Below are 12598 nucleotides of genomic sequence, written 5' to 3' on the forward strand. Positions count from 1 at the left end.
GAGCCTCGAAACCCCGGACCGGGGCGAGGTGAGGGCGTCGAGGTAGGTCGCCAACCTGGTCGCCGTCGCGTCCGGCAGGGTCATCGTGATCCGGGTGGCGCCGTCGCCCAGCGGCTTCATCCGCAGTGAGAGCGCTGTCTGGGCGTGGGTCTCCTCCTCGTGCAGTCGGCGGGCCTCCTCGTCCTCGGCCACCGCGGGGGCGACCACGTCCAGCACCCGCCGGCCGAGGACGCGGAGGTGTTGGGGCAGCATCCCCAACCCGCCACATTCGGGTGCCTCGCCGGTGCCGAGCGCGACCAGGCGAGCCTCGGCGTCGGACCGGACGTCGGCGCCGACCCGGTCGGGGAGCGCGTCCAGGGCGTGCACGATCACCTTGGCCTGGTCCAGCGACAACCGCCCGCGGGGCCATCGCCTCACCAACCTTCGGCCAGCGTTGGTCGATCGCCTCGGCCAACCGACCTTCCGACCGGAGCCGGGCGACCTCGACGTTGGTGCGGTGGGCCAGCCAGCCGGCCACGTCCCGCGCCCCGTGCGCATCGGCCACGTCCCCGGCGGCGGCCATGGTCCGCAGCCGGAGCTCGGCGACCTGGGCCTCCAACGCGACCAGCTCCGCCAGCAGGTCCTCCTTCTCGCCCGTGGCCAGGTAGGCCGCCTGCGCGTCGGTGACCTCGCCCAGCGCCGACCGCGCCAGGGCCACCGCGCGGGTGATCCGGTGCGGGACGGGACCGGGGAGCAGGGTCATCGCGTGCCTTCGGGGGAGCCTGGGGAGCGGTTCGGCTTACGCCGATTCTACGCGGGAATCGAACTGGAGTCCGATAGCCAGAATCGGTGAAACCGCAGTTCATAGACCCGCGACGACCCGGTCAGCTGGCGCGGCGGCGCATCCCGAAGACGTCGAACTCCCGGACGGTGCCGGTCTCCGCGCCGCTCATCAGGCCGGCGTCGACCTCGTCCAGGGTGGCGTCGATCAGCAGCTGGAACTCCGGTGAGGGGCTGGTCACCCGCATCGGCGTGGTCTCGATCCGCCAGCCGGCGCGGCCCAGGTCGTTCAGCACCGCCATCAGGGTGGTGTTCTTCTCCGCGACCACGCCCTCGAAGCCGTCATCGGCCTCGATCAGGTAGACGGGGCGGGTCACGGCGAGCGTCGAGGGGTGGAAGAGCGGCACCCACAGACGGGCGTACTCGTAGCTCCGGCTCGTGCTCATCCCGCCATCCTAGGTCGATCGGACCCGCCGCGGGAACGACGTTTGCGGCGCCGCAGCCGGCCGGCGGCCCCGGACCTGCCCCGGAGCGTGCGGCCGTTCAGGCCGTCCGCAGCGGCCGGACCGCCGTCGGGTCGACCACGTTGGCCAGGTCGCGCGCCGCGCCGAGCGGCACACCGGTGCCGACCACGGCCGGCGCGTCGACCACGTCCGCCACCACCACGGTCACGTTGTCGCGCGACCCGGCGTCGAGCGCGGCCCGGGTCAGGTGCGCGGCCGCGGTGGCCCGGTGCTCGATGCCCAGGAGCGTGGCGAGGGTGGCGTCGGGGAGGACGTCGGTGAGGCCGTCGCTGCACAGCAGGAGCCGGTCGCCGGCCTCCAGGTCGAGCAGCACCACCTCGGGGGAGGGCTCGTGGTCGGCGCCCACGGCCTGCATCACCACGTGGCGGTACGGCGAGGTCGCGGCCTCGGCCGGCGTGATCCGGCCGGCGTCGACCATCTCCTGGACCAGCGTCTGGTCGTGGGTCAGCCGGGTCAGCCGACCGTCGCGGAGGAGGTAGGCGCGGGAGTCGCCGACCTGGGCGAGCGCGACCTCGCGACCGTTGGTCAGCACGGCCGTGAGGGTGGTCGCCATCCCGACCCGGCGGGGGTCGGCCCGCACGCCCGCCGCCAGCTGCTCGTGGGCCTCCTGGGCGGCGTGGGTCAGCAGGCGGCGCGGGTCGAGGCCCGGGTGCGCCAGCGCTCGGGCGCTGAGCACGTAGGCGGTCGTCGCCGACGCCACCTCGCCGGCCGCCGCGCCGCCGACCCCGTCCGCCACGCACAGCAGGTACGGCGAGGCGAAGCCGCCGTCCTCGTTGTTCTCCCGGACCCGGCCGGTGTCACTGACGGCTTCGTAGCGGAACTGGAGCATCGTCGGCTCCTCTCACGTGCGGCTGTCCCTCCCAGTCTCGCAAGAGAACCTGGGAGTCGGCTGTGAGGAGGCTGACCGCGAGCCGGCAGAGTGCCTCTGCCGACCCGCGGGCGGTCCTGGGCGAGCGCCCGGGGTCAGGAGCGGAAGCCGACCTGACCACTGACGCTGCGACCGATCTCGACGTACGCGAGCTTGGCCACCGGCACCAGGGTCACCTTGCCCTTGGCGTCGGTCAGCGAGAACACGCCGGAGTCCGCGGCGAGCGCCTCGCTGAGGGCCGCGGACACGGCCTCGCTGCTCTCCTCGGTCTCGACGTGGAGCTCGCGGGCGGCGTTCTGGACGCCGATCTTGACCTCAACGGTCATCTGTTCTCTCCTCGGTTCAACGCTGATCCGCCGCAGCGGCGGACCAAGCCCAACGGTAATGGCTCAGTGGTCGTCGGTGAGCGGGTAGCCGCGGATGCCGCGCCAGGCCAGCGCCGAGACCAGCGCGACGGCCTGGTCCCGGTCGATCCGCCCCTGGTCGGTGAGCCAGAACCGCGCGCTCACCTGGGCCATGCCGACCATCGCCACCGCGAGCAGCCGCGCCTGGTCGACCGGCAGGCCGGTGTCGTCGTGGATCACCTCGCCGATCATGTCGGCGCACTCCACGGTGACCCGCTCGATGTGCTCGCGCACCGACGGCTCGTTGTTCAGGTCGGACTCGAAGACCAGGCGGAACGCCCCGGCGTCGTGGTCGACGTAGACGAAGAAGGCGTCGATCGCCGCCTGGACCCGCTGCTTGTTGTCCGGCGTGGAGTCGAGTGCGGCCCGGCAGTTGGCGATCATCCGGTCGCAGGAGGCGTCCAGCAGGGCCAGGTAGAGCTCGAACTTGCCCGGGAAGTGCTGGTAGAGCACGGGCTTGGAGACACCGGCCCGCTCGGCGATGTCGTCCATCGCGGCGGCGTGGTAGCCATTGGCCACGAAGACCTCGAGGGCAGCGTCGAGCAGCTGGGCGCGGCGCTCGGAGCGCGGCAGACGCAATCCCCTCGGACGTGCGCCTTCGACGTCGTACGACTCGCGAACCACGCTCGCCTCCCTCGTGTCGTTCCTCGGTGTCGGTGTCCCTGCCGGCCGGGTCCGCTCCCGGGGCGCGGAGGTGACCGGCCAGTAGCCGAGCAGCCTACTCCCGGGTCCGGATGACGGGACGTGTCCGTCTCGTCGGCGTGGCGGCGGGACCATGGAGCCCGGGCCGGAGCGTGGGCCGGTGGGTCGGTGACCGGACCCCGGCAGCGCCCGGCGACCAAGGTGGAGACGAAGGTGGGGCCGGACACATGCCGTCCCGATCGGGAACACCCGGCCCCGCGCCGACGTTCCACCCAGACCGCACGCACATCATCGAGCAGGAGAACCCCGTGAGCTTTCCCGCGCTGGTCGAGCCCGCCGACGCACTGACCGTCGACGAGGTCCGCCGCTACAGCCGCCACCTGATCATCCCCGACGTGGGGATGACCGGGCAGAAGCGGCTGAAGAACGCGAAGGTGCTGGTGATCGGCGCCGGTGGCCTCGGCAGCCCCGCCCTGATGTACCTGGCCGCGGCCGGCGTCGGCACGCTGGGCATCGTCGAGTTCGACGAGGTCGACGAGTCGAACCTGCAGCGCCAGATCATCCACGGCCAGTCCGACGTGGGCCGCCCCAAGGCGGTCTCGGCCCAGGAGTCGGTGGCCGAGGTCAACCCGCTGGTCAACGTGGTGGTCCACGCCGAGCGGCTGGACAACGACAACGTCTACGAGATCTTCGAGGGCTACGACCTCATCGTCGACGGCACCGACAACTTCGCGACCCGCTACCTGGTCAACGACGCGGCGTACTTCCTGGGCATCCCGTACGTGTGGGGCTCGATCTACCGCTTCGACGGCCAGGCCTCGCTGTTCGCGCCCAAGCAGGTCGAGGGTGCTCCCTGCTACCGCTGCCTCTACCCCGAGCCGCCGCCGCCGGGCATGGTCCCCTCCTGCGCCGAGGGCGGCGTGCTGGGCGTGCTCTGCGCCAGCATCGGCTCGATCCAGGTCAACGAGGCGATCAAGGCCCTCACCGGCATCGGCGACCCGCTGGTCGGCAAGCTGATGATCTACGACGCCCTGGAGATGGAGTACCGCAAGCTCAAGGTCCGCAAGGACCCCAACTGCGCGCTGTGCGGTGAGAACCCGACCGTCACCGAGCTGATCGACTACGAGTACTTCTGCGGCGCGGTCTCCGACGAGGCCGCCGACGCCGCCGCGGACGCCACCATCTCGGTCGCCACCCTCGAGGGCATGCTCAAGGAGCGCGAGGAGGGCACCCGCGACTTCGTCCTGATCGACGTGCGCGAGCCCAACGAGTACGAGATCAACCAGATCCCCGGCTCGGTGCTGATCCCCAAGGGCGAGTTCCTCAACGGCAACGCCCTCGCCCAGCTCCCCTCGGTCGACTCGGGCACCCAGGTGGTCCTGCACTGCAAGTCCGGCGTGCGGTCGGCCGAGTGCCTCGCGGTGATCAAGGGCGCCGGGTACGACGACGCGATCCACGTGGGCGGCGGCGTCGTCGCCTGGGTCAACCAGATCGACCCCTCGCAGCCGGCGTACTGAGCCGACGTGCCGGGCAGACCCGCTCGGCCGCGGTGTGACAGCCGGCACATGTCTATGACAGAGTGTCGCGCGATGTTGTGACGGTCGTCGACCGGCAGCGTCCCGCGAACGTTGTGGCGCAGAGGGAGCACCCGAGAGCCCCGCCCGGAACCCGGGCGGGGCTCTCGGCGTCTCCGGGATCGGGCAGGATCGAGCCCATGGTGGCGGCGGGGTGAGGGCAGGGTGAGCGTTCGGGACCCCGAGTACGTCGAGCGCGTGCTGTCGCTGGTCGAGACGGTCCCGCCCGGCCGGGTCACCACCTACGGCGCGATCGCCGCGGTGGTCGGCGGCGGGCCGCGCCAGGTCGGATCGGTGATGGCACAGCACGGCGGTGGGGTGCCCTGGTGGCGCGTGATCCGCGCCGACGGCTCGCTGCCGCCGAGCCATCTCGACGCCGCCGGTGCCCACTACGACGACGAGCGCACGCCGACCCTCCCCTCGGGGAAGGTCGACATGCGCTCGGCGTACTGGGAGCCGGTCGGCTGACTCAGGACAGGGCGGCGACCGCGGCGTCGTAGTCGGGCTCGGTGCCGATCTCCGGCACCAGCTGGGTGTAGGAGACGGTGCCGTCGGCGTCGACGACGACCACGGAGCGGGCGAACAGGCCCTCGAACTTGCCGTCCACCAGGCGCACGCCGTAGTCGTCGCCGAAGGAGGAGCGGAAGCCGGAGGCGCTGACCACGTTCTCGATGCCCTCGGCGCCGCAGAACCGGGCCTGCGCGAACGGGAGGTCCGCGGAGACGTTGATGATGGTGGTGTTCTCCAGGCCGGCGGCCAGCTCGTTGAACTTGCGCACGCTCGCGGCGCAGACGCCGGTGTCGACGCTCGGGAAGATGTTGAGGACGGTCCGGGTGCCCGTGGGCAGGGTGACCGTGCTGAAGTCGGACCCGACCAGCTCGAACGCCGGGGCCGCGGAGCCGACGGCGGGGAGCTCGCCGATCGTGGTGACGGGGTTGCCGCCGAGTGCAGTGGTAGCCATGGCCCCTTTACTAGCAGGTCGACCCACGCGCCCGCCGACCAGTCTCAGGTCCGGGGCCGGCCGATCCGCGCTCTCGGCCCGGATCGCGGTCAGCGCAGCCGTCCCAGGACGCCGAACGCCGCGCGCGCCTGCGCGAGCCGCCGCTCCCAGGTGATGCCGACCAAGGTCAGCGTGAGACCGGCCAGACCGATCCACGCCCACTGCGGCACCGTCACCGCGTAGGGGACCGCCTCCCGCAGCACCAGGGCCGCGCCGACGGCGCCGCCGACCACCAGCGGGGCCGCCCAGCGCAGCGCGGCGCCCGCGGCCACCAGCAGCAGGCAGCCGACCCCGAGCAGCACGGCACGCGCCGAGACCGGGTCGGCCAGGGTCGCGAGCAGCGAGGGCACCGTCGCGAGCAGCAGGCCGGGCGCCAGGTCGGGCCCGGTGCCCGCCTCCGGCACCCGACGCAGCCGGACGAGGCCGATCGCCAGCAGCAGGCACGCGGCCGGCAGGGTGTAGGCCTCCGGGGTCTCGACGCCCGCCTCGACCAGCCAGACCCAGGAGGCGAGCAGCCACAGCGGCGGGGTGGCCGCCGCGACGAGGCGGCGCCGGTGGACGGCACCGGAGACCGCGGTGACCGCTCCCGCGACCACCAGCCACAGGGTCAGCAGGTCCGCCTGCTGCGCCGTGGCGCCGAGGGAGCCGACGAGTGTGGCCAGCGCGGTCAGCGCGGCCGGCACCTCCACCTCGATCCGCGGGAGCAGCACGGCGGCGGCGCCGACGGTGACCAGCACCGGTACCGCGACCCAGGCGGGCCCGCCGTCGAGCACGGAGACGCCCGCGGTCACCGAGGCGGCGAGCGCCGGGGCGAGCGCGACGCCGCCGCCGACGCGTGCCGGTGCGGTGCGGCCGAGCGCCGCCGCCGCGGCGGCCAGGAGGGTGGCGACCGCGGCCGCGCAGAGCGTCAACAGGTCGCTGGGGAGTGCCGCGACGACCGCGGCCCCGGCGACCGCCAGCGCGGCGACGGTCGACCACGGCTCCCCGGGGCCGGGGCGGAGGTGGCCGAGCGCGGTCGTCGCGGCGGCGGTGGCCGCGAGGGCCGCGACCACGGCGGCCAGCGGCACGTCGTACGAGGCGAGCGCCGCGGTCCCGGCCAGGGCGGTCGCCAGCAGCAGGCTCGGCAGCCACGCGGCCAGCCAGGCGCCGAACCGACCCGGGTCGCGATCGGTCAGCAGCAGGCCGAGGAGCGCCAGCAGCACCAGTGCCGCCGGCAGCACCACCATCGGCTCCACCACCGGTGGCGGGCCCGCCAGCGAGACGGTGGCCGGTTGGTCGAACGAGGTGCCGGTGATCCGGCCCCAGCGGCCGAGGTCGCCGGCGACCGCCGCCGCCACCTGTGCGAGCACGACCAGCCCACCGGCCGCCGCCGGTGCCAGCGCGACGGCCGCCCCGCCCGCGGGGGCCAGGCCGAGGACCAGGGTCCAGGCCACGGTCGCGGCGAGTGAGACCGCCGCGACCGACACGGGTCCCTGGTCCAGCGCCGGCAGCACCGCGACGACCGTGGCGATCAGCGCGGCGCCGCTGGCGCCGGCGAGCAGGACCCCGCGGCGGGACAGGAGGGCGCCGGGAAGCAACAGCGCGGCGGCGGAGACCAGCAGTGACCATCCGGCGGCTCCTCCCCACATGTCGGCGAGCGTCGGCTGGTCCGCTGCGTCCCCGAGGCCGACCAGCAGCGTCACGCTCCAGGTCACGGCGCCGGCGGTGGCGGCGCTCCAGGCCAGGGGGGAGAGCCGGACCCGCAGCGCCAGGTACGCGACAGCCGCGGCGAGCAGCACGGTCAGGTGGCCGACCAGCAGCGGACGGCCGGTGGCCGCGGCGCCGCCGCCCAGTGCCAGCAGCAGGGCGAAGCCGACGGCGATCTGCGGGGCGACCAGATGCGGGCGGCCCGGGAACCGCACCGCGGCGAGGCCGATCGCGCCGGCGCCGACCAGCAGCCCGGTGACCAGCACCGAGCCACCGCCGTTGCCGGTGGCCCCGAGCCAGCCGGCGTGCGCGGCGCCGGCCACGTCGAGGGCGAGCATCCCGAGCGCCACCGGTGCGAGGGCCTCGCCCGCGATCCGCAGCCCGGCCCGGTGCAGCAGCAGCGAGGCGGCTGCGGCGGCCAGGGTGATCCCGACGAGCACGGCGGTGCGGCCGTCGACGCCGAGGTAGGACCAGGAGACGGCCAGGAAGATCAGCGCCGCGGCCAGGAGGCAGAGTGCGCCGAGTCCGAGCAGGACGGCCGGCACCGAGGCCGCGGGGAGGCCCCGGCGTGCCGGCGGCGCCGGGAGCGGGGGGTACGCCGCACCGGGGTGCGGCGGCAGCGCTGTGCCAGCGGTGGCCGCACCCGTTGCCGGAGCCGTTGCCGGAGCCGTTGCCGGAGCCGCTGAGGTCGTCGCGTCGGTCGACGGGGTCCGCGAGGCCGCGCGCAGCTCGCCCAGCAGGGCGTCCGCCCGGCCGAGCGTGGTCAGCAGCTCGACCGCGCTCGGGTGCTGCAGCAGCAGCCCGCAGTGCGGGCAGCGGGTCGGGGAGGTCGTCAGCGCTGCCGCGCAATCGGGGCAGCGGGTGGGGTCGGCGTAGCGCATGGTCCTCGATTCGGTCGGTCGCGTCCTGCTCGGGCGCTCGACGGATCGAGGCCGGATCGACGCCAGTGTGAGGCCAAGGTCGCAGGAAGTCCGGGATTTTCGGCCCGGTTATCCACAGGCGTACTCACAGTTTGTGGATGCGGTGGGGGGTTGCCTGTGGATGAGTGGCCCGCCGGTGTGGAATGACGGGTGGACGGAGGGATCTGCGTCCCGACCGCGGGGGCCGCCCAAAACTGGTGGCGATCGTCGGACCAGAGATGGCGGGAGCGACGGAAGGCGCTAGGTTCGGGCACCGTGATGTATCGGGCACTGCACGCCGTCGTACCGCCGTTGGCCAAGGCCATCTGGCGACCGCAGGTGCGCGGGCTGCACCACGTCCCGGACTCCGGCCCGGTGATCCTGGCCAGCAACCACCTCAGCTTCGCCGACTCGATGGTGATCCCGATCGTCGTGCCCCGGAAGGTGGTCTTCCTGGCGAAGTCGGACTACTTCACCGGCAGCGGCGTCAAGGGCCGGCTCTCCAAGGCCTGGTTCGAGGGCCTGGGCATGCTGCCCGTCGACCGGGACGACCACGCGGCCGCGCTGGACTCGCTGCAGACCGCGCTCGGCGTCCTCGGTCGCGGCGAGGCGTTCGGCATCTACCCCGAGGGCACGCGCTCGCGGGACGGGCGCCTCTACCGGGGCCGCACCGGCGTCGCGCACCTGGCGCTCACCTCCGGGGCGCCTGTGGTCCCGGTCGGGCTGGTCGGCACGGAGAAGGTGCAGCCGATCGGCGCGCGGTTCCCGCGGGTGGTCAAGGTGTCGGTCTCGTTCGGCGAGCCGATCCGCGTCGCCGGCGAGTACGACGGCGTGCCGAGCGGTCGGGCGCGGCGGGACCTCACCGACCGGATCATGACCGCGATCGCCGAGCTCAGCGGGCAGGAGCAGGCGGGGGTCTACAACGACCGGGCGCCCGACGCCTGAGCCCTCGCAGGGCCAATCCCTGGTCGATCCCTGGTCGATCCCTGGTCGATCCCCGGCCGCCGTCGGTTGCGTCGGGCCCGGGTGGTTGGCTGGCGCCGTGAGCTTCCGGATCGTGCCGCCCGCGGGCGAGGCCCACGTGCCCGCCCTCGACGAGTTCCAGCGGCAGGTCGTCGAGCACGGCACCGGACCGCTGCTCGTGCTGGCCGGCCCCGGCACGGGCAAGACCACGACGCTGGTCGAGGCGATCGTGGACCGGATCGAGCGCCGCGGCGCCAGCCCCGACCAGGTGCTCGCGCTGACCTTCTCCCGCAAGGCCGCCGAGCAGCTGCGGGACCGGGTCACCGCCCGGCTGGGGCGGACCATGGCGACCCAGCTGAGCTCCACGTTCCACTCGTTCGCCTACTCCCTGGTCCGGGAGTTCGGTGACGCCGACGGCCTGTTCCCCGACCCGACCCGCCCGCCGCTGCGGCTGCTCTCCGCACCCGAGCAGGAGGTCGTCCTCGCCGAGCTGCTGCGCGACCGCCGGCATGCCGTCGACTGGCCGCCGGAGCTGGCGCAGGCCCGGCGCACGCGTGGCTTCGCCCGCGAGCTCGGCGGCCTGCTCGGCCGGGTCACCGAGCGCGGCATCGGCTCGCGCCGCCTACGTCAGATCGGCGCCGCCGCGGGACGGGCCGACCTGGTCGCGGCGGCCGACTTCCTCGACCAGTACGACGACGTCCTCGGCGGCCAGAACGCGCTGGACTACTCGGCCCTGATCGCGACCGCGGTGGCGCTCCTGCAGGACCCCGTCTCGGGGGTGCGCGAGCAGCTGCGCCGCCGCTTCCGGCACGTCTTCGTCGACGAGTACCAGGACACCGACCCCAGTCAGGTGGCCCTGCTGCGCGAGCTCGTCGCTCCGGGTGCGGAGCTGGTCGCCGTGGGCGACCCGCACCAGTCGATCTACGGGTTCCGCGGCGCCGACGTGCGCGGCATCCTGCAGTTCCCGGCCGCCTTCACCCGGACCGACGGCGCGCCCGCCGACGTGGTCGTCCTGCGCACCACCCGCCGGTTCGGTCCGGCGCTGCTGGAGGCGGCCGGCAACGTGGCGGCCCGGCTGCCGCTGCCCGGCGCGATCCCGGGGGCGCAGGCCGACGCGTTCCGCTCGCCGCTGAGCGTCCCGGGCGCCGCGCCGGGGGTGGTCGAGGCGCGGACCTTCGACACCGACCGCGCCGAGGCCGAGCACATCGCCGACCTGCTCCGCCGCGCGCACCTCACCGACGGCGTGCCCTGGTCGGAGATGGCGGTCCTGGTCCGGTCCGGGCGCTCCACGCTGCCGCCGCTGCGCCGGGCGCTGATCGCGGCGGGGGTCCCGGTCGAGGTCACCGCCGACGAGCTCCCGCTGCACCGCGAGGGCGCGGTGCAGCCGCTGCTCGACGCGCTCCAGGCGGTCGCCGACCCCGCGTGGCTCGACCCCGAGCGTGCCCGTGCGCTCCTGCTCTCGCCGCTGGGCGGCCTGGACCCGACCGACCTACGGGCGGTCTCGCGGGCGCTGCGGCAGCGGGTCCGCGACGCCGGCGGTCACCCGGCCGCCTCGCCCGAGCTGCTCCGCGAGGCGCTCTCCGACCCGGTCGCGCTGCAGGGCCTCCAGGCGCCGGGCGTCGAGCGGGTCCGCGCGCTGACCGGCCTGCTCGCCGTCGCCCGGGAGCGGCTCGAGTCCGGCGGCAGCGTCGAGGAGGTGCTCTGGGAGCTGTGGGACGGCACCGGCTGGCCGCAGCGCCTGCGCGCCTCCGCCGAGGGCGGGTCACGCCTGGCGCACCGCGACCTCGACGCCGTCTGCGCGCTCTTCGAGTACGCGGCCAGGGTCGAGGAGCGGGTCGGCCACACCGGCGTCATCGACTTCCTCGAGTCGCTGCGGGCCCAGGAGATCCCCGGCGACTCGCTCGCCGAGCGGGGCGTGCGCGGCGAGGCGGTCCGCCTGATGACCGCGCACCGGTCCAAGGGGCTGGAGTGGCGCGTGGTGGTGATCGCGCACGTGCAGGAGGGGACCTGGCCCGACGTGCGGCTGCGCTCGGGCCTGCTCGGCGCCGACGAGCTCGCCCGCGACGGCCTGGTCCCGCGGGCGAGCACCCGCGAGCTGCTGGCCGAGGAACGGCGACTGTTCTACGTCGCCTGCACGCGCGCCCGCGAGCGGCTCGTGGTCACCGCCGTCGCCAGCGCCGCGGAGGACGGGGAGGAACCCAGCCGGTTCCTGGGCGAGCTCGGGCTGGACGTCGAGCCGGAGCGGATCCACACCGTCGGCCGGCCCCAGCGGCCCCTGTCGTGGGCCGGGATCGTCGCCGAGCTGCGGCGTACCGCGGTCGACGACGACCTCCCGCTCGCGGTCCGGGAGGCGGCCGCCCGCCGGCTGCGCCGGTTGCCCGTTCCCGCGGCGGACCCCGGCAGCTGGTGGGGCACCCGTGCGCTCTCGCGCGCCGACGCGCCGGTGCGGCCGACCGGGGAGCCGCTGCGGATGAGCGCCAGCCTGCTCACCGCGTTGGAGCGGTGCCCCACGGCGTGGTTCCTCGAGCGGGAGGCGGGCGGTGGCCAGCCCTCCTCGCAGGCGCAGGGGTTCGGCAACGTGCTGCACGCCCTGGCCGAGCGGGTGGGCACCGGCGAGCTGGTCGCCGAGGACCGCGACGCCCTGGTCGGTGTCCTGATGGACCGGCTGGACGAGGTCTGGGACCGGATCCCGTTCCGCACGCCGTGGTCGGCGGCCAAGGAGCGCGACGAGGCCCGTGCCGCGCTGGAGCGGTTCGTCGACTGGCACCGCGCGGCGGTACGCACGCCGGTCGCGTTCGAGCAGCCGTTCTCGGCCGGCCTGACGCTGGCCGACGGCACCGAGGTGACGCTGGTCGGCTACGCGGACCGGCTCGAGCTCGACGAGGCGGGCCGCATCGTGGTCGTGGACCTCAAGACCTCCAAGACGCCGCCGTCGGACAAGGAGCTGCACGCGGACCCGCAGCTCTCGCTCTACCAGCTGGCCGCCGAGCGGGGCGCCTTCGCCGACCTGGTGCCCGAGGACGGAACCGGCGGGCCGGGCGGTGCCGAGCTGTGGCAGCTGCGCCGCGGGGTGAGGGGCAAGCTGAAGGTGCAGCGCCAGGAGCCGCTGGAGCCCGCGGCCGACGGCGAGGAGCGACCGATCGAGGCCCGGCTGCGCGCGGCCGCCGAGATCATCCGCGCCGAGGAGTTCCCGGCGCACTACGACAAGAGCACCTGCCAGCGGTGCGCGTTCCGGGTGCAGTGCCCCGCCTGGAACTCCGACCCGGTGATCTGAGGAGG

11 protein-coding genes are annotated in these 12598 nt (G+C 74.5%); 4 read left to right on the forward strand and 7 right to left on the reverse strand.

All coding sequences use genetic code 11. The annotated features are described in order from the left end of the window. The 5 genes from E8D34_RS17850 to E8D34_RS17870 all read right to left on the reverse strand — a co-directional run. The coding region (locus E8D34_RS17850) for a DUF222 domain-containing protein (protein ID WP_136596023.1) at positions 1-537 on the reverse strand (537 nt) is incomplete at its 3' end. A gap of 326 nt (positions 538-863) precedes the next feature. Continuing rightward, positions 864-1205 carry a hypothetical protein gene (locus tag E8D34_RS17855; protein WP_136596024.1) on the reverse strand — a complete coding sequence of 114 codons (342 nt, stop codon included), beginning with the start codon at positions 1203-1205 and terminating at the stop codon, positions 864-866. Positions 1206-1302: 97 nt separating this feature from the next. Continuing rightward, on the reverse strand, positions 1303-2112 hold the full coding sequence (locus tag E8D34_RS17860) for a protein phosphatase 2C domain-containing protein (RefSeq protein ID WP_136596025.1): 810 nt from the start codon (positions 2110-2112) through the stop codon (positions 1303-1305). A 134-nt stretch (positions 2113-2246) separates the two neighbouring features. After that, positions 2247-2477: a DUF3107 domain-containing protein gene (locus tag E8D34_RS17865; protein ID WP_136596026.1), complete on the reverse strand. Its 231-nt coding sequence runs from the start codon at positions 2475-2477 to the stop codon at positions 2247-2249. Positions 2478-2540: 63 nt separating this feature from the next. After that, a complete protein-coding gene (locus tag E8D34_RS17870; RefSeq protein WP_240771438.1) occupies positions 2541-3179 on the reverse strand; it encodes a TetR/AcrR family transcriptional regulator in 639 nt (212 codons plus the stop codon). Between the two features lie 326 nt (positions 3180-3505). Between E8D34_RS17870 and moeZ the strand changes: the two genes are divergently transcribed. Next, a complete protein-coding gene (gene moeZ / locus E8D34_RS17875) occupies positions 3506-4714 on the forward strand; it encodes an adenylyltransferase/sulfurtransferase MoeZ (RefSeq protein WP_136596028.1) in 1209 nt (402 codons plus the stop codon). A 222-nt stretch (positions 4715-4936) separates the two neighbouring features. Continuing rightward, entirely contained in the window at positions 4937-5239 is a 303-nt protein-coding gene (locus E8D34_RS17880; RefSeq protein ID WP_136596029.1) for an MGMT family protein, read from the forward strand. Position 5240: 1 nt separating this feature from the next. On the opposite strand, the gene tpx is transcribed toward E8D34_RS17880, so the two are convergent. Further along, complete coding sequence (gene tpx, locus E8D34_RS17885) at positions 5241-5732, reverse strand: thiol peroxidase (protein WP_136596030.1); 492 nt, start codon at positions 5730-5732, stop codon at positions 5241-5243. Between the two features lie 89 nt (positions 5733-5821). Continuing rightward, positions 5822-8338 (reverse strand): hypothetical protein, encoded by a 2517-nt coding sequence (locus E8D34_RS17890; protein ID WP_136596031.1) that lies wholly within the window; start codon positions 8336-8338, stop codon positions 5822-5824. Positions 8339-8635: 297 nt separating this feature from the next. Here E8D34_RS17890 and E8D34_RS17895 point away from each other — a divergent pair, with 297 nt between their 5' ends. Together E8D34_RS17895 and E8D34_RS17900 are read left to right on the forward strand one after the other, a co-directional pair. Next, positions 8636-9301: a lysophospholipid acyltransferase family protein gene (locus tag E8D34_RS17895; RefSeq protein WP_136596100.1), complete on the forward strand. Its 666-nt coding sequence runs from the start codon at positions 8636-8638 to the stop codon at positions 9299-9301. Between the two features lie 97 nt (positions 9302-9398). Next, positions 9399-12593: an ATP-dependent DNA helicase gene (locus E8D34_RS17900; RefSeq protein ID WP_136596032.1), complete on the forward strand. Its 3195-nt coding sequence runs from the start codon at positions 9399-9401 to the stop codon at positions 12591-12593. The last annotated feature ends 5 nt before the right edge of the window (positions 12594-12598 follow it).

Source organism: Nocardioides sp. GY 10113, assembly GCF_004919105.1.
GTDB lineage: Bacteria > Actinomycetota > Actinomycetes > Propionibacteriales > Nocardioidaceae > Nocardioides.